This window comes from Rhodoferax sp. WC2427, from assembly GCF_040822085.1.
Classification (GTDB): domain Bacteria; phylum Pseudomonadota; class Gammaproteobacteria; order Burkholderiales; family Burkholderiaceae_C; genus Rhodoferax_B.
In genome coordinates this window covers 4,680,915-4,702,547 of record NZ_CP162006.1, presented here as the reverse complement: position 1 = coordinate 4,702,547, position 21,633 = coordinate 4,680,915, and the positions used below count along the sequence as shown (strand labels likewise).

The window sequence follows — 21,633 nt, the reverse complement described above, 5'->3', positions numbered from 1 at the left end:
TTTATGAAACAGTTTTCTCTTGCACGGCGGCATTTCGTTGCCGTGTCACTCGCACTGGTGACCCTGTCGGCCGCCAGCGTGTCTGCCTGGGCGGGGCCGTCGCGCGACAGCCTGACCCTGCTGATCCCTGACAACGCAGCCCTCACTAGCTGGCAAGTCAAGGTGTGGATCGATGCCGCTGCCGAAGAGGGCATCCAGGTCAAGACCATCACCGACTCGGCGTTCCTGGCACTGGGTAGCACGGCTGCTGGCAAGATTGCTGGTCTGGTCATGCCCGATAGCGCGCATATCCAGGCCAGCAACGCATTGGTGGCCGCGGTCAAGCAGTACGTGTCAAACGGCGGCAAACTGATGCTGACCTACGATGCGGGTGCATTGAACGACTTGGGGTTCTACGATGCGTCTGGCAAGTCCCGCTTTTCCGACATGGTTGGGGTGGACTACGTGCAGTACGAAACCCTGCGCGAGCGCGTGGTGGGCTTTGGCCCGGTCGTCGGTAGCAAGGCCCGGTTGACCAATCTGCTGGTGCCGCCTGGCAAATACCTGCCCTACGTCGCCCCGACGGTGGCTCCGGCGACCACGGCCTTCGTGCCCACCAGCCGGTTGGATCCGGGTGGTGCAGACGTGATGCGACCCATGGTAGAAGCACGGACCCGCAGAAACTGGTCTCAGCCATTCAATCCGCTGCGTTACGACCAGCGCGTGGCGGCGGCCACCCGCTCTTTGTACCTGCCCAGCAGTTACCCGTACCGCTACTCCGACGATGTCGGTGCCACGGTCGATAGCACGGGCAGCTACTGGCAAGAAAAGCCCATTGGCTGGGTTTCGACCCAGTTGACGCCGGACGATATGTCCTTGCAAACCATCAGCGGCTATGGCTTTCCAGCGCTGAGCTATTACTACTACGTGACCACCGGCACCTTCCCCGGCAATGTGTTCCTGTCATCGCCTGAACACGGTTTGGTGGCGGGCGAGCGCACCTATGGCAACGGCAAGGTCTTGTTTGTGAACATCCCGTTGGGCTACTTCACCGCCATCGGCACCGACGGCATGCTGTTGCACGGCTTCTTGAACCATTTCGCCCGTGACCAAGTGGTCATGCCACAGATATCCGTGCAGCCCAAGGGCGTGGGCGGCCTGATTTACGACTGGCACGTCGACGATGGACAAGCCCTGATTCCTGACTACGGCTACGTCATGGGGCAGTGGTTCATGCAGGGCAAAGGGCCGTTCTCGGTGCAGTTCACCGCAGGCCCGGATGTGAGTGTGATTGGCGACGGCCTGGGCATGAACCTGGCCAACAGCCCCGCAGGACAAGCGGTGGTGCGGGCGGCAGGGGCCTACCGCGGCAGCCTCACCAATGAGGTCGGTGCCCATGGCGGCTGGATCCACAACATCTTTGGCATCAACGCCAACGAAACCAATGCCGACACCTACTTGCCCTGGGTACAGGCCAATGTCGGCGTGGTGCAGAACGTGATGGGTAAGAAGAGCCGGGAATACTCGGCCCCCCAGGGCAACAACCCGCTATGGGCCACCAAATGGCTGGAAACCTACGGCATCGTCGGCATGTACACGGTCAGCAATACCGGTACTGCGGCCACGCGCGAATGGCGCGGCGGTGCGCGCGTGACCAACAAAATGTGGGCTATGCCGATAGCCCCCTTGGGGACATCTGCCACGTTTGAAGAGTTTGAAGAAAATGGCATCACCAACGGCGCTTCGGCCCAGTGGTTGCTGGACTTGCAAAGCTTTGTGGTCAACAACCGCACCAACCGCCTGTTCTACAACCATCCCCCGGGTGCCCGCGACCATTTGAATGTGGTGAAAACCTTCGTCAATCGGGCTGAAAATCTGAAGAACTGGGGCCGTTTCAACTGGTACACCATGGCCCAGATTGCAGACTTTTCCCAGCGCCGTATCCAGACCACCTGGAGCAGCAGCAACAGCTATGGCTATGCCCAGTTTACCGCCAGCAACCCCCAGTCTCTGACCGATGTCACCTGGCTACTGCCCCGCAGCCGCTACGGCTATCCCTACGTGACCAGTGGCTGGGCCACGGTCGACGCCTATGACGATACCAACTGGATCGTTACTGCCCGCGGGGGCAACAACCTGTCGTTCAAGGCCTACGAGCGCTAAGCGCAACACGCCCCCGCCACGCCCGCCGTGGCGGGGGATTTATAAAAAATCGGCACTTCGTGCTTATTTGGTAAGCGTGAGTAGCTATGTAAACAATAGCATTTAGTGCGCGCAGGGGAGAAATCCTGTTCCGCGCCCAAGTTTCTAGCCCGCGATGCCCCCGCCCCGCAGTACCCGCCGGTACTGCATCGCCTCCGCCACATGGTGTACCTGTGTCGTGGCTGCACCCTCTAAATCTGCAATCGTGCGGGCCACCTTCAGTGCCCGGTGGATACCCCGGGCCGACCAGCCGAGTTTGGCCGCCGCACCGTGCAGGAAGCGGGCGGCGGCGGGCTCCAGGGCCACGGCCTGGTCGATGGCTTTGCCTTGCAGCGCCTGGTTGGTGCTGCCTTGGCGGTCCATGGCGCGCTGGCGGGCTGTGGAGCAGCGTTCGCGGATGGCGGCGGTGGATTCGCCGGGCGGGGCGTGCAGCAGGTCTTCGGCGGGCAGGGCGGGCACTTCGAGATGCAGGTCGATACGGTCGATCAGCGGGCCGCTGAGCTTGCCCTGGTAACGCGCCACCTGGTCGGGGCTGCAGCGGCAGGCCCTTTGGTGCGAGCCCAGATAGCCGCAGGGGCAGGGGTTCATCGCCGCGATGAGCTGGAAGCGCGCCGGAAACTGGGCCCGCCGGGCTGCGCGGGCGATGGTGATGTGGCCGGTTTCCAAAGGCTCACGCAAGGCCTCCAACGCGGCGCGGGGGAATTCGGGCATTTCGTCCAGGAACAGCACGCCATGGTGGGCCAGCGAGATTTCGCCCGGGCGTGGCGGCGATCCACCGCCCACCAGGGCCACGGCGCTGGCCGTGTGGTGCGGGCTGCAGGTGGGCCGGGTGGCCCAGCGCTCCAGCGCAAAGCTGCCGCCCAGGCTGGCGATGGCGGCGCTTTGCAGGGCCTCAATGACCGTCATCGGCGGTAACAATCCGGCAAAACGCTGCGCCAGCATGGACTTGCCCGAACCTGGCGGGCCGACCAAAAGCAGGCTGTGGCTCCCAGCAGCCGCGATTTCCAGCGCCCGCTTGGCCCCGGCCTGGCCTTTCACGTCGGCCAGGTCGGCATAGCCCTGGAGGTGGGCGGTGTCGGGCAGGGCGGTGTTGGCCAGGCGCGCCCAACCGTCGCCAGGGGCGGCTTCGCCGTCGCCACCATCGCCAAGCGGGAGGAACTGTTGCACCACATCGAGCAGGTGGTGGGCGCAAAACACCTGGGCATCGGGCACCAAGGCGGCCTCTTCGGCACTGCCAGGGGGCAGCACCAGGCGGGTTTGCACCTGTTGGGTGTGCAGGGCCAGGCTCATGGCCAGCGCGCCGCGCACCGGACGCAACGCCCCGGACAGTGACAACTCCCCGGCAAAAACATGCCCGGCCAGGCGTTCGCTGTCGATCTGGCCGCTGGCGGCCAGGATGCCCAGCGCGATGGGCAGGTCAAACCGGCCCGAGTCCTTGGGCAGGTCGGCGGGGGCCAGGTTGACGGTGATGCGTTTGTTGTGCGGAAACTCCAGTCCGGCGTTCTGGATGGCCGAGCGCACCCGTTCGCGGGCCTCTTTGACCTCGACATCGGCCAAACCCACCAGGGTGAAGCTGGGCAGGCCATTGGTTAAATGCACCTCGACGGTGACCGCGGGGGCATCCAAGCCCAGCAAAGCCCGGCTTTGCACCAAACATAAGCCCATAGCAACAAGACTCCCCATATCGGTGCAGAAAATGGACTCCACCGCGGAATCCACCCGCATGCACCATTTGTGTGCGATAAATGTGTGCCCAAACCTGTGCACCGTGAAAACAGGGCGTGCCCCATGGTGTTACCAAAGTAACAACAATTTGGCACGTTATCTGCTTAAACCTGTTTGCCGTTCCCCTTTTCATTTTGGAGAAGCACATGACACAGCCCGTGCCCAAGGCCGCCCGCCTTGCCGCCCCATCTTGCGACAGCCTACTGAAAGAGCAGCCATGAAACTAGTCACCGCCATCATCAAACCCTTCAAGCTGGACGAAGTGCGCGAAGCCCTGTCCAGCATTGGTGTGCAGGGTATCACCGTGACGGAAGTCAAAGGTTTTGGTCGCCAAAAGGGCCACACCGAGCTGTACCGTGGTGCCGAGTATGTGGTCGATTTCTTGCCCAAGGTCAAGATTGAAGCCGCCATCGCCGACGAACTGGTCGACCGCGTGATCGAAGCCGTGGAAGGCGCAGCGCGCACCGGCAAGATCGGCGACGGCAAGATTTTTGTTTACAACTTGGAGCAAGTTGTACGCATCCGCACGGGTGAAACCGGCAAAGAAGCGCTGTAAGCCGCATCCTCTTTCCTCTGAAAGTAAGTAAAAATGAAAAAACTACTAGCATCCCTGGCTCTCGGCTTGGGGTTAATGTGGGGCGGATCTTTCGCCCAGGCACAAGCTCCTGCCGCCGATGCTGCCAGCGCTCCGGCGATGGCGGTGTCTGCCGAGGCCAAACCTGCCGATGCGGCCCCAGCACCTGCTGCTGCGCCTGCACCGGCAGCTGCCGAAGCCGCCGCGTCTGCTCCCGCAGATGCCGCTTCGGCACCTCCCGCTCCCGTACCCAACAAGGGCGACACCGCCTGGATGATGCTGTCCACGCTGTTGGTCATCTTGATGACCGTGCCCGGCCTGGCCCTGTTCTACGGCGGCCTGGTGCGCAGCAAGAACATGCTGTCGGTGCTGATGCAGGTGATGGTCACGTTCTCGATGATCATCGTGCTGTGGTTCATTTACGGCTACAGCCTGGCGTTCACCGAAGGCAACGCCTATGTGGGTGGCTTTGACCGCCTGTTCATGAAGGGCATCTGGGACAACGCTGCGGGCACATTCGCCAACGCCGCCACGTTCAGCAAGGGTGTCTACATACCTGAAATCGTGTTTGCCGCCTTCCAGGCGACATTCGCCGGTATCACCTGCTGCCTGATCGTCGGTGCCTTCGCAGAACGCATCAAGTTCTCCGCCGTGCTGCTGTTCTCGGCCCTCTGGTTCACCTTCAGCTACGCCCCGATCGCCCACATGGTGTGGTTCTGGATGGGCCCTGACGCTTACTCCAGCAAGGAAGTGGTCGATGCGATGAACCTCAAGGCCGGTCTGATCTGGCAATGGGGCGCGCTGGACTTTGCAGGCGGTACCGTGGTGCACATCAACGCCGCTGTGGCCGGTCTGGTCGGTGCATTCATGATCGGCAAGCGCGTCGGTTACGGCAAGGAATCCATGGCACCCCACAGCCTGACGCTGACCATGGTTGGTGCTTCCCTGCTGTGGGTGGGCTGGTTCGGCTTCAATGCCGGTTCCGCTCTGGAAGCCAACGGCTTTGCCGCCCTGGCCTTCATCAACACCCTGGGCGCTACCGCGGCTGCGGTGCTGGCATGGTGCGTCGGCGAAGCGCTGATGAAGGGCAAGGCTTCGATGCTGGGTGCCGCATCCGGTGCCGTGGCTGGTTTGGTGGCCATTACGCCAGCGGCCGGTAACGTCGGCATCGGCGGTGGCCTGGTGATTGGTTTCCTGGCTGGTTTCGCCTGCCTGTGGGGTGTCCATGGCCTGAAGAAAATCCTGGGCGCAGACGACACACTGGACGTGTTCGGCGTGCACGGCGTGGGCGGTATCCTGGGTGCGCTGTTGACCGGCGTGTTCAACTCGCCTAGCCTGGGTGGCCCGTCCACCGTGGCCGACTGGGTCTCGGTAGGCATGACCCCCGCAGACGCTTACTCGGTAGGTGCACAGGTCTGGATCCAGCTGAAGGCTGTGTTGCTGACCATCTGCTGGTCCGGTGTTGTGGCAGCCGTCTCTTACAAGATCGTGGACCTGACCGTCGGTCTGCGTGTCACGGAAGAAGAAGAGCGCGAAGGCCTGGACATCAGCTCCCACGGCGAAACCGCGTACAACCGCTAATGTGATTTTCTGCGGCCTCCGCGCCGCAGCTTCTCTACGACAGAATCCTCCAAAGAGATTCGGCCCACTCGCAGCAATGCCGGTGGGCCTTTTTTTGGCCCGTTCACAATACGGGCATCGCAACCTCCTTCACAGAATTCCCATGACCTGGACCACCGTTACCACCGAACCCAACGCCCTGGGCGAATCGCCGTTCTGGCACCCGCAGGAAAAGCGCCTGTACTGGGTCGATGTGCCCGGCAAGCTGCTGCAGCGGCTGGACATAGCCAGCGGCGTGGTGGAGCGCTGGGCCATGCCCAGCGAGCCCGGCTGCATCGCCCCGGCCACCGGCGGCGGCCTGGTGGTGGCGCTGCGCGACGGGATTTACCGCGCGCCGGTCTGGGGCGGCGAGATGGCCCTGCTGGCCGCCGCGCCCTACGACCCGGCCACCACCCGCTTCAACGACGGCAAATGCGACCCGCAGGGCCGTTTCTGGGCCAGCACCATCTACGAGCCGCGCGATGCCCGCAAGGCCGAGCTGTACTGCCTGGAAGGCAGCACGCTGCGCAGCATGGCGGGCAATGCCATCACCGGCAACGGCCTGGCCTGGTCGCCTGACGGCAAGACGCTGTACTGGTCGGACACGCCGCACCACATCGTCCACGCCTGGGACTGGGATGCCGTGCCCAATGTGCTGTCGCACTACCGCGAATTTCTGCACATGGCGCCCAAGCCCGCGGGCTGGCAACCCGGCATGCCCGGCTACGGTGGACGCCCGGATGGCGCGGCGGTGGACGTGCAGGGTAACTACTATTCCGCCCAGTTTGAAGGCCAGCGCCTGTGCAAGTTCTCGCCCGACGGCGACCTGCTCAACGCCTATGCGCTGCCGGTGCGCTGCCCCACCATGCCCTGCTTTGGCGGCGACGATCTGCAAACCCTGTACCTCACCACCGGCCGCCATGGTCGCCCCGCCGCCGAGCTGGAGGCGATGCCCGCATCCGGCTGCGTACTGTCCATGCGGGTGGAAGTGCCGGGCCTGCCCGTCAACTTCTTCCACGCCTGAGGGTTGCCCTGCGTTGCTACTTTTTTAGTAGCTTCTTACGCTTATGGAATAAGCGCTGGGGGCCATTTTCATTATAAAAATCATCCGTTTGCAATGGGCTCCGCTGAGACAACGGCGGTTGGCGACCAGGTGGTGACGCGGTTGCGGCCGTTCTTTTTGGAGTGGTAGAGGGCCTGGTCGGCCAGGTCGATCAGTGTGGCCGGGTCGGGCACGTGTGGGCCGATCTCGGCCACGCCGAAGCTCATCGTGACCTTCACGCCGACGTGGTCGCGCAGCGCGCTACCCAGGTTTGCGTCGATGTCTTCGCGCAACCGCTCGGCTATTTCCACGGCCTGGGCCGCCGTGCCACCGGGCAATATGATGCAAAACTCTTCGCCGCCATAGCGGCCCACAAAATCGCCCAGCCGCAGTCCGCGCGACAGGGCTTTTGCCGCACCCTGGATCACCTGGTCGCCGCCTGCGTGGCCGAATTTGTCGTTGACCTGTTTGAAGTGGTCGATGTCGCACATGATGCAACTGATGGGTGTGGCCGCTGCCCCGGCCTCGGCAAAGCGCTGTTCGGCCTGTTGCATCAGGGAGCGGCGGTTGAAGATGCCGGTCAGTGCGTCGCGTGTGGCCAGCAGCGTGAGCTCTTCATTCTTGCGTTCAATCTCGCGCTGCGAGGCGCTGAGCTCGCCCATGGCCACCTGGAGCCGTTCGGTGCGTTCGTGCAGTTCGGTCACGTCGGAAAACGTGGCCAGGCAACCGCGCACCTGGTTGGCACCTTCGGTGATGGGGGCGCAGTTCATCACCAGTTCGCGGCGCGGCAGCCCTTCAAGCTCCAGCGTCAGTGGCACCCCGAGCACTGCCTTCTTCTGCTGCACCGCCTGGCGCCAGGGTGGGGCCTGGGCGTCTGGCGGCAGGGCGGCCAGCATCCAGGTCAGCTTGTTGGCATCGACTCCGGTCAGCGCCTGCGCATTTTCGTTGCATAGTTCGCAGAAGGCTTGGTTGGCCAGCATGATGCGGCCGGTCAGGTCGAGCACCAGCACGCCCTCGGTGAGGGTATCGAAGGCATTGCGTACGCGCTCGGGCACCGCGGCGTTCGGGTCCAGGTGCCGCAACACGCGCCGCAGGTACAACGCGAACGCCACGAAGCCCACACCCGCGATGAACACCAGCCATTGGGCCAGCGGATCGTGCAGCCAGCCGCGCAGCGTGGTCGGTAGCGCGGGCTCGAAAACGAGTTGCACCTCGCCCCAGGCATTGCCGTTGGAGATCAGCGGCACGCGGATGTTGTCGGCATTCGACAGCTCCCCGGGCTCCAGCCGCCAGCCACGCGCATGCTCGCCCACCTGGGCCAGTGGCTGGCCGCTTGCACCGATAACCCGCACCGACAGCAATTTCGGCTCGCGCAGCTGGGCATCCTTCAGTACGCGCTGCACGGTGGAGTCGGGAGCAGGCAGATCGGCCACGCCCGTGCGTAGCGCCACCACCACCTCGCCGCCCACGATGCGTGCCACCTGGCCACGGTGGCGACGCGCGCTTGCCTCGCGGTCGGGCGGATAGCCGGTGAACACCTCGCCGATCAGCACCAGTGTGACCATCAGCGACACCAGTCCCAGTGCGATGCGCACCGCGGGGGTCAACATCTTTTGCAGCCAGCCTGTCACGGTGATGCCCCCCAACCGGTGCCGGATGCCGTATCGTCCCTGCGCTGCGTTATGTCGGGTTCCTCTTCCTGTGTAGCTGCCACGTCGTCCGGGCTGGCCACGCTGTCCTCGGTCGTTTGCCCGTTCTGCGCGCCATCGCCCTGGCGACCGGCAATGCCGCGGTTGGGCTTCGGGCGGCTCAGCACCGGCACCGGATCGAAGTTCTGCCAGGCCGGCGTGGTGGCCAGCATGCTGGTCAGCAGTGCGCCACCGCGTGTGGCCCAGATGGCTACGCCGAGCGACAGTGCCGTGCCGCCGATCAAGACAGCGTCGATCACGGGTTCGCCGCTGGGCAGATCGGTATCGGTTTTGCCGCTGCCGACCTCTAGGGAGGGCTCTGCCGCGTGGCGTATGCCGGTCGATGAAGATGCACGCAGACGCTCTTCTTCCTCCAGCAGCAGTTCCACCTGAGACAACGCGATGGTGCGACGCTCCGACAGGCCGGTAATGGGCATGGGCAGCAGCAGGTTCTGACGGCTGATTTCAAAAGACAAAAGGCGACCCGGTGCGGCAGTGGCCACCGCGTCCGCACCCGGCGCCGACAGGCCGTTTGGAAGCACGGTCGCCCGCGTGGGCGCGGGCTCCCTGGCTATTGCCCCAGGGTTGCCAGCAGCCGTTGCCGCGGCGTTTGGCGAGCCCGGCTGGGCGGGTGGCAGGGCGACCGGTGGTAATGCGGCTGTGTCGGCTTCGCCCAGCCGGACCGTAAAGAGGGCGGTACGCACCGCGCCTTCGGCGCTTTGGACCTGGACCGTGATGCCATACGCGTCACCCGGCACGCCCGTGGCTATCAGCGCGCTGTTGGCGACGGTCACCACGCCGGTGGCCGGGTTGATGGCAAACCGGCCACCGGCATCATCGACCAGGGAATAAGACACGGGCGTGCTGGCAGCCTCGGCAAAGGCCTGCACGGTGATGCCCACCGCCGTGCCATCGACCGTGCGGACGGCCACCCGATTCGGCCCGGGATTGGTGTCAATGGGTTCGGACAGACCGACGCTGCTGGCGTTCGTCACCGCCAGGGTGAAGCTTTCGGTGCGGGTGCTGCCGTCGGAGCTGGTGGCACGCACCGTGATGTTGTGGCGGGTCGCGGTTTTGAAGTCGAGCAGTGCGCCGTGGGCGACCGTCACCGCGCCGCTGGTCGCATCGATGGCGAAGCGCCCGCCCGCGTCGTCCGCCAGGCTGTAGCTGACGGTGTCGGTGCGGTCGGGGTCGGTGGCCCGTGCAGTGATGCCGACCAGGGTGCCGGTGGCCGCGTTTTCGGCCACCCGGTTGGGTGTTGCATCGGCGTCGATGACCAGGCCAACGCCACCTTCGTTGACATCGACTACCGCTACCGTGACAGCCTGCGTGCGGCTCAGCCGCCCGTCGGACACCTGCACGACGACCTCGTAGATATTGTTGCCGTCGGCATCGTGCGCAGCCTCAAAGTTGGGTGCTGCAGTGAAGCGCAGCGCGCCCGAGCTGCTGTCGATGGTAAACAGCCCTGCATCGGCTCCGCCCACAATCCCGTAGCCCAGCAGGTCGCCATCCGCATCCACGCCTGTCACCGTGGTGATGGCCGTGCTATTTTCCGCGACCGACAGGGTGGCGGTAGCGGCACCTCCGTTGCTGGTGATGACCGGCGCCCGGTTCGGCTGCGAAAGCGCCACGTCGCGCGTGGCCGGAACGCTGGCGGCGTTGCCGTCGTCCACCGTGAACAGCACCGTGCGAGTGGTCATATCCGGCGATGCGCTACCGTTTGAGAAGGTCACGCTGCGCAGCGCGGCCTGGTAATCGGCCACTGTGGCGCTGCCGACCAGCGTGAGCACGCCAGTGGTGGCATTCCAGCTGCCCGAGATGCCGTTCTGGTCGACAAAGCCCAGCGCGTCCTGGCCGACGGCGTAGTGGGCGCTGATGGCTACGCTGGCGCCGCCCAGGCTGGCGCTGTCCCCATCCGACACCAGCAGGCCGCTGTCGACGGCAACGGCCGCACCACCCAATGCATAGCTGGCGGCGCCGCTACTGGCGATCACCACCGGTGCCTGGTTCAGGGCAGCTACTCTCAGGGCAAAGCTGGCATTGGCCACGCCGCCATGGCCGTCGCTGGCCGTGACCTGGATGACCAGGCTACCAACATCGGCATGGGCAGGTGTGCCCGAGAACGTGCGCGTGGCAGCATCGAAACCTAACCAGGCAGGCAGGGCGCCGCCGCCTGCCAGTTGCGCGGTGTAGGCCAAGGTGTCAGCCGGGTCCGGGTCGGCGAACGTATTGGCCACGAACTGGAACTGAAAGGCCGCATTTTCGGTGGCAATCTGGTCCGCGATGGGCACGGCGGCGGTTGGCACATCGTTGGCATTGGTGAGGTGGACCGTGATCGCCTGGCTGGCGCTCAGCACGCCGTCGCTGGCGCTGACGATGAGCTGGTAGACATTGTTGGCGGCAGCATCTTGCGGGCTTTCGTAGTCTGGCGCGCTGACGAAGCGCAACGCGCCGGAGCTGGCATCGATGCTGAAGAGCGCCGCATCGACCCCACCGTTGATCGCATAGCTCAGGGTGGGGCCATCCACGTCGGTGGCGGTGACGGTCAGCACGGCAGTGCTGTTCTCGGGCACATTCGCGGTGGCGGCGCTGGTGACCACGGGGGCTTCGTTCACGTTGGTCACGGAGACCGCGATGGCCTGGGTGTCGGCCATCGCCCCATCGCTGGCCTGCACCACCAGGTCGTAGACGTTGTCGGCACCCACATCCTGCGGAGCCTCGAAGTTGGGGGCGTTCAGGAAGCCCAGAGCGCCGGTCAGGGGGTCGATGCTAAAAAGCGCAGCGTCCGCACCGCCCGTGATCGCATAGCCCAAGGCCGGGCCGTCCAGGTCCGTGGCCACGACCGTCGTGATGGCGTTGGTGTTTTCGGCCACGCTGACCGCAGCCGTCGCCGCGCCGCCATTGCTGGTGATGGCGGGCGCGTTGTCGTTGACGTCGGTCACCGTGACGGCCATCATTTGCGTGTCGGTGAAGCTGCCGTCGCTGACTTGCACCGTCACCTGGTAAACGTTGTTGGCAGCCGCGTTCTGCGGATTTTCGAAATCTGGTGGACTGGCGAAGGCCAAGGCACCGGTGACGCTGTCGATCTGGAAGCGCGCTGCGTCGGTACCGCCGACGATGCTGTAGGCACGTGACGGCCCGTCTGCGTCGCTGGCGGTCACCACGGTTACCGCTGTGGTGTTCTCCGCCACGCTGACCGACGCCGCGGCACCACCGCCGTTGCTGGTAATGGAAGGTGCGTTGTCGTTCAGATCCGTCACCGCCACGGTGATGGCCTGGGTGTCAGTGAAGTTGCCATCGCTTACCCGCACCTGCACGCCGTAGAGATTGTTGGCCAGGGTGTCCTGCGGGCTCTCGAAGTCCGGCGGATTCACGAAATGCAGGGCGCCAGTGCTGGCATCAATCTGGAACAGCGCCGCGTCCGCGCCACCGACAATGCTGTAAGTCAGTGCAGAGCCGTCCGCGTCGGTTGCCACAACGGTGGTCACCGCCGTACCGTTTTCGGCCAGGCTGGTGGAGGCCGTGGCACCGCCGCCATTGCTGGTGATCACGGGCGCGTTGTCGTTGAGGTTGGTTACTGTGATGGCGATGGTTTGGGTATCGGCCAGCAGGCCGTCGCTGGCCTGTACTGTCACCTCGTAGATGTGGTTCAAGTCGGCGTCCTGCGGGTTTTCGAAGTCTGGCGCGTTCACGAAACGCAAGGCTCCCGAGCTGGGATCGATCTGGAACAACGCTGCGTCGGCGCCACCCACGATGCTGTAGGTGGCGGTTGGCCCGTCGACGTCGGTAGCCACCACGGTTGTGATGGCGGTGCTGTTTTCAGCCAGGGCGACACTGGCTGCAGGCCCGCCGCCACCGCTGGCGATGACCGGTGCGTTGTCGTTGGTGTCCACCACCGCCACGGCCAGGGCCTGCGTGTCGGTCAGGCTGCCGTCGCTGACCTGGACTGTGACGTCGTACACGTTGTCGGCGTTGGCATCCTGCGGGTTCTCGAAATCGCGTGTGGCCACGAAGCGCAGGGCGCCCGTGCTGGCATTGACCGTGAATTGCGCCGCATCGGCGCCGCCGGCGATGCTGTAGACCAGTGCGGAGCTGTCAGCATCGGTTGCGGTGACAAGGGTTACGAACGAGGCGTTTTCGGCCACGTTGACTGCGGCTGTGGCGCCACCGCCGTCGCTGGTGACGACTGGCGCGTTGTCATTGAGGTTGGTCACCGTGACCGCAAGGGCCTGGGAGTCGACCGTGCTGCCGTCGCTGACCTGGACCGTCACGTCATAGACGTTGTCGCCCCCGGCATCCTGCGGGGCCTCGAAATCCGGTGCCAATACAAATTGCAGGGCACCGGTGTTGCTGTCGATCTGGAACTGCGCCGCATCAACGCCGCCCACGATGCTGTAGCTGAGTGAGGGACCGTCCACATCGGTGGCCGTGACCGTGGTCACCGCCGTGCTGTTTTCGGCGATGGACAGGCTGGCCGTGGCGGCGCCACCGTTGCTGGTAAGCACCGGTGCGTTGTCGTTCAGGTCGGTCACGGTCACGGCCAGGTTCTGTGTGTCCGTCAATGTGCCGTCGCTGACCCGTACCTGCACGTCGTAGACGTTGTCCAGGTTGGCGTCATCCGGGCTCTCGAAGTCCGGTGCCACCTGGAAGCTCAGCACGCCGGTCGACGCATTGATCTGGAACAGCGCCGCGTCGGCACCACCGACGATGCCGTAGCTCAGCGTGGATCCGTCGGCATCGGTTGCCGTCACGGTGGCGACGGAGGTGCCGTTCTCTGCCATGTTGGTCGCTGCCGCGGCCCCGCCGCCATTGCTGGTGATGGTCGGGGTGTTGTCGTTGAGGTTGGTCACCGTGATGGCGATGGCCTGGCTGTCGGTCAAGGTACCGTCGCTGGTCTGCACGGTCACGTCGTAAACATTGTTGGCGCCGATATCTGCAGGGCTCTCGAAGTCCGGTGCGGTCACGAAGCTCAGCGCCCCGGTGCTGGCGTTGATCTGGAACCGTGCCGCATCAACACCGCCCACGATGCTGTAGCTGAGTGACGGACCGTCCACATCGGTGGCCGTGACCGTGGTCACCGCCGTGCTGTTTTCGGCGATGGACACGCTGGCTGTGGCGCCGCCGCCGTTGCTGGTGATGACCGGCGCGTTGTCGTTCAGGTCGGTCACGGTAACGGCCAGGTTCTGTGTGTCCGTCAAAGTGCCGTCGCTCGCCCGCACGGTCACGTTGTAGACGTTGTCGGCGTCTGCGTCCGCCGGGTTCTCGAAGTCGGGTGCGGTCACGAAGTTTAAAGCGCCGGTGCTGGCGTTGATCTGGAACAGCGCCGCGTCGACCCCTCCACTGATGGTGTAGGCCAGCGAGGGGCCATCCACATCGGTGGCCGTCACCGTGGTGACCGAGGTACCGTTCTCGGCCATGGAGATGGTGGCTGTGGAGCTTCCGCCGTTGCTGGTGATGATAGGCACGACATCGTTCACATCGGTCACCGTGACGGTGAGAGCCTGGGTGTCACTTGCATTGCCGTCGCTCACCTGCACGGTCAGGTCATAGACATTGTCAGTACCTGCGTCTTGCGGGGCCTCGAAGTCGGGTGCCCCAACGAAGCGCAAACTGCCCGTGCTGCTGTCGATCTGGAACAGCGCCGCGTCCGCACCGCCGCTGATCGAATAGGTCACGGCGGAGCCGTCCAAGTCGGTGGCCGCCACGGTGGTGACGGCCGTGCTGTCCTCGGCGATGGAGACGCTGGCCGTGCCACTACCACCATTGCTGGTGATCAGCGGTGCGTTGTCGTTGGCATTGGTCACCGTCACGGCGATGGCCTGCGTGTCGGTGAAACCGCCGTCGCTCGCCTGCACCTGCACCTCGTACACGTGGTCAAAGCCCACGTCCTGCGGGGTCTCGTAGTCTGGTGCGGCGAGAAAGGTCAGCACGCCGGTATTGGCATCGATGGCGAAACGGGCTGCGTCCGCGCCGCCGGTGACGCTGAAGGTCAGGGTGGGGCTGTCCGAATCGATGGCCGTCACCGTGGTCACAGCGGTGGTGTTCTCTGCCACGCTGATGGCCGCCGTGGCGCCTCCGCCATTACTGGTGATGTTCGGTGCGCTGTCGTTCAGGTCGGTCACCGTGACGGCGATGGATTGCGTGTCCACGAACGTGCCGTCGCTGGCCTGTACCTGCACGTCGTAGACGTTGTTGGCACCCGCGTCCTGCGGGTTCTCGAAATCAGGCCCCAGCACGAACCCCAAGGCTCCCGAACTGGCGTTGATGGTGAACAGCGCTGCGTCGGCACCGCCGACGATGCCGTAGGTCAGCGTGGAGCCATCGGCGTCAAAGGCCACCACCGTGGTCACGGCCGTGGAGAGTTCGGACACGCTGGCGGTGGCCGATGGGCCACCGCCATTGCTGGTGATGGCGGGGGTGTTGTCGTTGAGGTTGGTCACCGTGATGGTGACCACCTGGCCGTCGGTCAAGGTACCGTCGCTGGCCTGCACCGTCACGTCGTAGACGTTGTTGGCACCCGCATCCGTCGGGTTCTCGAAGTCGGGCGCAGATAGGAAGCTCAGCGCCCCGGTGCTGGCGTTGATCTGGAACAGCGCCGCGTCCGCCCCGCCACTGATGGCGAAGGTCAGCGAAGGGCCGTCCACATCGATAGCTGCCACCGTGGTCACCGCCGCGCCGTTCTCGGCCATGGAGACACTGGCCGTGGCACCGCCGCCATTGCTCGTGATGACCGGCGCGTTGTCGTTCAAGTCGGTCACGGTCACGGCCAGATTCTGTGTGTCCGTCAAGGTGCCGTCGCTCGCCCGCACGGTCACGTTGTAGACGTTGTTGGCACCTGCGTCCGCCGGGTTCTCGAAGTCGGGCGCGCTCACAAAACTTAAAGCCCCGGTGCTGGCGTTGATCTGGAACAGCGCCGCGTCGGCCCCGCCGCTGATGGAATAGGTCAGGGCTGAGCCGTCCGCATCGGTTGCCGTTACCGTGGTGACGGAGGTGCCGTTCTCGGCCATGTTGGTCACTGCCGAGGCACCGGCGCCATTGCTGGTGATGGCCGGTGCGTTGTCATTGAGGTTGGTCACCGTGATGGTGATCACCTGGCTGTCGGTCAAGGTACCGTCGCTGGCCTGCACCGTCACGTCGTAGACGTTGTTGGCACCCGCATCCGTCGGGTTCTCGAAGTCGGGCGCAGATAGGAAGGTCAGCGCCCCGGTGCTGGCGTTGATCTGAAACCGTGCCGCATCAACACCGCCCACGATGCTGTAGCTGAGTGAGGGGCCGTCCAGGTCGGTGGCCGTGACCGTGGTCACCGCCGCGCCGTTCTCGGCCATGGAGACACTGGCCGTGGCACTGCCGCCATTGCTCGTGATGACCGGCGCGTTGTCGTTCAGGTCGGTCACGGTCACGGCCAGATTCTGTGTGTCCGTCAAGGTGCCGTCGCTCGCCCGCACGGTCACGTTGTAGACGTTGTTGGCGCCTGCGTCCGCCGGGTTCTCGAAGTCGGGCGCGCTCACAAAGCTTAGTGCGCCGGTGCTGGCGTTGATCTGGAACAGCGCCGCGTCGGCACCACCGCTGATGGAATAGGTCAGGGCTGAGCCGTCCGCATCGGTCGCCGTCACCGTGGTGACGGAGGTGCCGTTCTCGGCCATGTTGGTCGCTGCCGAGGCACCGGCGCCATTGCTGGTGATCGCCGGTGCGTTGTCATTGAGGTTGGTCACCGTGACCGCGAGGGCCTGGCTGTCGGTCAAGGTACCGTCGCTGGCCTGCACCGTCACGTCGTAGACGTTGTTGGCGCCGACATCTGCAGGGCTCTCGAAGTCCGGCGCGGTCACGAAGCTCAGCGCCCCCGTGCTGGCGTTGATCTGAAAACGCGCCGCGTCGGCACCCCCGACGATGCTGTAGGCCACAGTGGGGCCGTCCACATCGGTGGCCGTGACCGTGGTCACCGCCGTGTCGTTCTCGGCGATGGAGATGCTGGCCGTGGCGCCGCCGCCATTGCTCGTAATGACGGGCGCGTTGTCGTTCACGTCGGTCACGGTGACACCCAGGGACTGGGTGTCGGTGAAGGTGCCGTCGCTGACCCGCACGGTCACGTTGTAGACGTTGTTGGCGCCTGCGTCCGCCGGGTTCTCGAAGTCGGGCGCGCTCACAAAGCTTAGTGCGCCGGTGCTGGCGTTGATCTGGAACAGCGCCGCGTCGGCACCACCGCTGATGGAGTAGATCAGGGCTGAACCATCTGCGTCGGAGGCCGCCACCGTGGTGACCGCCGTGCCGTTTTCGGCCAGGTTCAACGATCCTGTCGCGCCGCCGCTGTTGCTGGTGATCACCGGTGCGTTGTCGTTGGCATTGCTCAGCGTGACAGCGATGGCCTGGGTGTCCGTCAGGCTACCGTCGCTGGCCTGCACCGTCACGTCGTAAACATTGTTGCTCCCGACATCTGCAGGGCTCTCGAAGTCGGGTGCGGTCACGAAGCTCAAAGTCCCAGTGCTGCTGTTGATCTGGAAACGTGCTGCATCTGCGCCGCCCACGATGCTGTAGCTAAGGGGGGGGCCGTCTGCGTCGGTGGCCGTCACCGTGGTGACCGCCGTGCCGTTCTCGGCGATGGAGATGCTGGCCGTGGCGCCAGCGCCGTTGCTGGTGATCACTGGGGGAGTGTCGTTCACATCGGTCACGGTCACGGCAATGGCCTGGGTGTCTGCCAGGCTACCGTCACTGACCCGGACCGTCACGTCGTAGACGTTGTTGCTGCCCGCGTCCGTCGGGTTTTCGAAATCGGGTGCACTCAAGAAGCTCAAAGCGCCAGTGCTGCTGTTGATTTGGAAGCGCGCCGCGTCGGCGCCACCGCTGATGGTGTAGCTGAGCGCTGGCCCGTCGACGTCACTGGCCACCACTGTGGTGACTGCCGTCGTGTTCTCTGCCAGCGAAAGGTTGGCCGTGGCGCCGCCGCCGTTGCTGCTGATCACCGGCGCGTCGTTGACGGGCGTCACGGTGATGCCCAAGTTGTCGGCATCGCTGCCACTGGCACCGTCGCTGGTGGAGATGGCCAGGGTGTCGCTGCCAAAGTAGTTGGTCGCGCCGGTGTACTGCAGCGTGGCCAGCGCAGCATTCACCTGGGCCACGGTGCCGTTGAGCGTCAGTATGGTGCTGCCATTGGCCCCAGTGCTGATGCTGGCACCGCCGAGCAAGCTGACAAGCAGCGTGCCGTTGGACACGGTCAAGGTGGTGCTGATGGCCGCGGCGAAGGGCGCCGACACCGAAATGCCGCCAATGGCTGTGCCTACATCCTCCACGATGCTCTGGGTACCCGGCACGGTCTGCACCACCGGTCCTGCGGCCACAGAGACGGCAGCAAACTCCGAGGTGTCGCTGAAGGCACTGAAAGCCGCGTTGCTGCGGGTGGCCGTGGCCGAAACGCTGTAGCCCACCGGCACGCTGGCCGACAGCATGGTCGAGAAACTGGCGTTGCCCGACCCATCGGTCGCAACGTTGGCGAAGCCCAGAAATATCTGCCCTTCACCGTAGCCGCTGGCGTCGGCCGTGGCCGAGACGAAGAACTCCAGCCGGAAATAGCTGCTGGCTGTGCTGTTCAGCGTGCCAGCCACCTGGACCTGGCTGCTGCCGTTGGTGCGTGCCAGCGTCAGCACCGGGAAGTTCTGCTGGTTGTTGGCGCCGGTGTCGCTGTCTGCCGCGTCGTTGGTGGTGACGCCATTGGCACCGATATTGATGCCCAGGTTGTTGTTGGCATAGATTGTGTTGCCCAGGATCGCATGCCCGGTTCCGAAAATGACGGACACGCCGTATCCGGTCTGACCGGTCACCAGGTTGCCTTCCCCTGCACCGGTGCCACCGATCTGCGTGTTATTGCCCGCGCCCACGTAGATCCCGGCGACCGAGGAAGGTATGCCCGTTGTGCCATTGGCATCGACTGTTCCGATGTAGTTGCCAATGATGCGATTGCCGGTCGGGGTCGAGGATTCCAGGGTGATGTTGCGGTTTGTGTTGCCGGAGATCACGTTGCGGTCGGCCGCGACGGTTCCACCGATCGTGTTGTTGTTGCCGGTGACGCTGATCCCGTTGTAGTTGCCTGTGCCGCCGATGGCACCCGTGGCGGTCAGCGCACCGATGTAATTGCCCGCAATCGTGGTGTTGCTGGAGTTCAGCAGGATCGCCACCGTGCCAAAGCCGCTCAGGGTCAGACCTCGGACGGTACTGCCATCGCTGCCGGCCGCCAGAGTCAGTCCGGTGGCCACGGAGCCGCCGCCGAGCAGCGTAATCGCCGGGCGGTTGCCGTTGGCGGCAAAACTGTCGTCGGTGCTGGCATCCAGGACCACTGCACCGGTGATGCTGGGCAACAGCGATCCCAGTGTGATGGTGTGGGCGCCAGTGCCGGCGATCTGGAAGGTGATCAGGTCGGCCTGTGTGCCGTTGGCGGTGTTGTTGGCCGCCGTGATCGCCTCGCGCAGCGACACAAAGCCGTCCGCCCCCTTGTTGGCCAGCAACGTGGACAGACTGGTGGTGTCGCCGTCGTTGGTGTCGGCCGCGGTGTCTACCGCGATGGTGGCCTGTACCGACGAGATCGCGACCACGTTGCGCCCGAACTCCGAGGTGTCGGTGAAGGTCGCGTAGCCGCTGTCGGACTTCGTTGCCGTGGCCGAAACCACGTACCCCACAGGCACCGCGACACCCGACAGCGTGGTCGAAAAGCTGGCGTTGCCCGAGCCGTCGGTGGCTACGTTCACGAAGCCCAGGTAGATCTGGCCCTGGCCATAGCCGCCGGCATTGCCCGTGGGCGAGGCGAAGAATTCGATCCGGTAGTAGCTGCTGGCCGTGCTGTTGAGCGTGCCAGCCATGTCCACGCTGCTGCCATTGGTGCGCGCCAGCGTCAGCACCGGGTAGTTCTGCCGGTTGTTGGGGCCGGTATCGCCGTCGCCCGTGTCGTTCGCAGTGACCCCGTTACCGCCCACATCGATGCCTAAGCCCGTGCCTCCGTACACGAGGTTGCGCAGGAAGCTGTTGCCTGTACCGGCGGAGTTGTTCGCGCTGATGCCGGCCGTAAAGGCCCCACCCTGGCCGCTAAAGGCCACGATGTTGTCCAGGAACTGGTTCGAGCTTGGCCCATTGATGGGGGCAGAAGTGTCCTCCAGCAAGATGCCATTTTGCTGCATACCCCAGTTGGCCGAACCCGCCAGGTCGGTGCCGATACGGTTGCCCTGGACCAGCGTGCCGCTGGAGGTTCCGTCCAGCTCGATGCCCACGAGGCCCGCAGCGGCAATCCAGTTGCCCTGGCCGGTGGTGGCGCCCCCCACAATGGTGCCATCGGCGCCGTCGATGATGAAGATACCGTCGCCGCCATTGCCCAGCGCGGTCGCGCCATCGGCAGCCACGCCAATCCAGTTGCCCTGCACGACATTGTTGTCGCTGGTTTCGCCATCGATCTGGATCCCGTCCTTGCCGTTACCGGAAATGATGTTGCGCTGGTTGGTATTGCCGCCACCCACTGTGTTGCCCGTGCTGCCCGCTTCGATGCGTACCCCGTCGAAGGTATTCGCAACGGTACTGGTGCCGGCCAGGTTGGTGCCGATGTAATTGCCGAGCACCTGGTTGCCACTGCTTCCGGTGATGACGATGCCATTGGCATTGCCCGAAATGAGGTTGCGGTCGGCCACCGTGGTGCCGCCGATGGTGTTGTTGGCGCTCAGCACGTTGATGCCAGCGCCCCCGTTGCCCACGCCACCGCTGCTGCCGCTGGCTGCGAAGCTGCCGATGTAGTTGCCAGCGATGGTGTTGCCGGTGGAGCCACTGTCGATCTGGATCCCGTCCTGGCCAAAGTTGCGAATCACCAGGCCGCGGATGGTCGAACCACCCGAGCCGCTGGCCAGCACCAGGCCGTCGGCATTGAGGCTGTTGCCGTCCAGCACGATGGCTGGCTTATTGCCATTGGCCGCAAAGCTGTCGTCGGTGGTGGCATCGATCACCACGGTGCCGGTAATGCTGGGCAGCGCGCTGGACAGCGTGATGGTGTGCACGCCAGTGCCAGCGATGTTGAAGTTGATGGTGTCGGTGCCTGCATTGGCATTGGCGTCGGTGATGGCCTGGCGCAGCGAGCCGGCACCGGTGTTGTTGGTGTTGGTTACGGTGTAGGTGGCCAGCACCGCGTCGAATGCGGCTTGTCCGGCCGCGTCGATGGCGCTGGCTGTCTGGACGGTGCCGGTATGCATCTCCAGCACCCAGTCGCCGCCGAGCCCGGCGGCACCGGTCAGATTGTCGGAAGCGGCCACGTCGGCTCCTGTCAGCTGCGCCAGGTTCTGCACCAGCGCCTGGCCCTCGGCGGTGCTGGCCACGTCGCAGCCATAGAGCAGCAGGTCGGCATCGCCGCACAGGTGGTCGCCCCAGGCAGCGATTTCCCCCGCCCGCAGCAGCAGGGCATCGTGGTCCAGCGTGGTGTTGCCCAGCGTTACGCTGCCCGCACTGCCGTGTGCCAACACATGCACGGCAGTGACATCGCTGTGTTCGGCCAAGATGGCCGAGATCCGCGCGATGCCATCTTCGTCCGCCCCGATGCGCACCACCTCCATATGCCGCCCCCCGGCTGTCTGCGCAGTGATGTCGGCGATCAACAGGTCGGCATCGGGCACGCGCTCGTCGATGAATACCAGCTCCGTGGCATCGCGCGGCGCCTCGGTCTCTGGCTGGGCTTCGGGCCGCGCCACCATGGACGCTTCCTGCGCCAGCAGTGGAGCCGCCACGGCCGCGGCTGGGTGGTCGGCGGCGTAGAGGATGCGCGGCTCTACGTCTTCGAGGACGGCGCGGCGGCGGGTGGGGGCAACCAT

Annotated in this window: 7 protein-coding genes; 4 read left to right on the top strand and 3 right to left on the bottom strand. The window is 64.8% G+C overall.

Translation table 11 applies throughout. The annotated features are described in order from the left end of the window. Window positions 1-3: 3 nt before the first annotated feature. The gene (locus AB3G31_RS21820) at window positions 4-2,142 is read left to right on the top strand and encodes a hypothetical protein (RefSeq protein WP_367848135.1); all 2,139 of its coding nucleotides are present in this window, start codon (window positions 4-6) and stop codon (window positions 2,140-2,142) included. 144 nt (window positions 2,143-2,286) lie between these two features. Here AB3G31_RS21820 and AB3G31_RS21815 read toward each other — a convergent pair whose 3' ends face one another. After that, entirely contained in the window at window positions 2,287-3,846 is a 1,560-nt protein-coding gene (locus tag AB3G31_RS21815) for a YifB family Mg chelatase-like AAA ATPase (RefSeq protein WP_367848134.1), read from the bottom strand. 277 nt (window positions 3,847-4,123) lie between these two features. Between AB3G31_RS21815 and glnK the strand changes: the two genes are divergently transcribed. The 3 genes from glnK (at window position 4,124) to AB3G31_RS21800 (ending at window position 7,103) form a co-directional block, all read left to right on the top strand. Beyond that, a complete protein-coding gene (glnK, locus tag AB3G31_RS21810) occupies window positions 4,124-4,462 on the top strand; it encodes a P-II family nitrogen regulator (RefSeq protein ID WP_315227029.1) in 339 nt (112 codons plus the stop codon). A 33-nt stretch (window positions 4,463-4,495) separates the two neighbouring features. Next, window positions 4,496-6,061: an ammonium transporter gene (locus AB3G31_RS21805; protein ID WP_367848133.1), complete on the top strand. Its 1,566-nt coding sequence runs from the start codon at window positions 4,496-4,498 to the stop codon at window positions 6,059-6,061. A 142-nt stretch (window positions 6,062-6,203) separates the two neighbouring features. Beyond that, window positions 6,204-7,103, top strand: a complete 900-nt coding sequence (locus AB3G31_RS21800) for an SMP-30/gluconolactonase/LRE family protein (protein WP_367848132.1) — start codon at window positions 6,204-6,206, stop codon at window positions 7,101-7,103. 80 nt (window positions 7,104-7,183) lie between these two features. Here the strand turns inward: AB3G31_RS21800 and AB3G31_RS21795 are convergent, their stop codons facing one another. Continuing rightward, complete coding sequence (locus tag AB3G31_RS21795) at window positions 7,184-8,731, bottom strand: diguanylate cyclase (protein WP_367848131.1); 1,548 nt, start codon at window positions 8,729-8,731, stop codon at window positions 7,184-7,186. 17 nt (window positions 8,732-8,748) lie between these two features. Then, on the bottom strand, window positions 8,749-21,633 hold the full coding sequence (locus tag AB3G31_RS21790) for a cadherin domain-containing protein (protein ID WP_367848130.1): 12,885 nt from the start codon (window positions 21,631-21,633) through the stop codon (window positions 8,749-8,751).

Coding starts and splice junctions, on each gene's coding strand:
- AB3G31_RS21790 (WP_367848130.1), bottom strand. CDS start 21,633: ATGGTTGCCCCCACCCGCCGCCGCGCCGTCCTCGAAGACGTAGAGCCG.
- AB3G31_RS21800 (WP_367848132.1), top strand. CDS start 6,204: ATGACCTGGACCACCGTTACCACCGAACCCAACGCCCTGGGCGAATCG.
- AB3G31_RS21820 (WP_367848135.1), top strand. CDS start 4: ATGAAACAGTTTTCTCTTGCACGGCGGCATTTCGTTGCCGTGTCACTC.
- glnK (WP_315227029.1), top strand. CDS start 4,124: ATGAAACTAGTCACCGCCATCATCAAACCCTTCAAGCTGGACGAAGTG.
- AB3G31_RS21795 (WP_367848131.1), bottom strand. CDS start 8,731: ATGTTGACCCCCGCGGTGCGCATCGCACTGGGACTGGTGTCGCTGATG.
- AB3G31_RS21815 (WP_367848134.1), bottom strand. CDS start 3,846: ATGGGCTTATGTTTGGTGCAAAGCCGGGCTTTGCTGGGCTTGGATGCC.
- AB3G31_RS21805 (WP_367848133.1), top strand. CDS start 4,496: ATGAAAAAACTACTAGCATCCCTGGCTCTCGGCTTGGGGTTAATGTGG.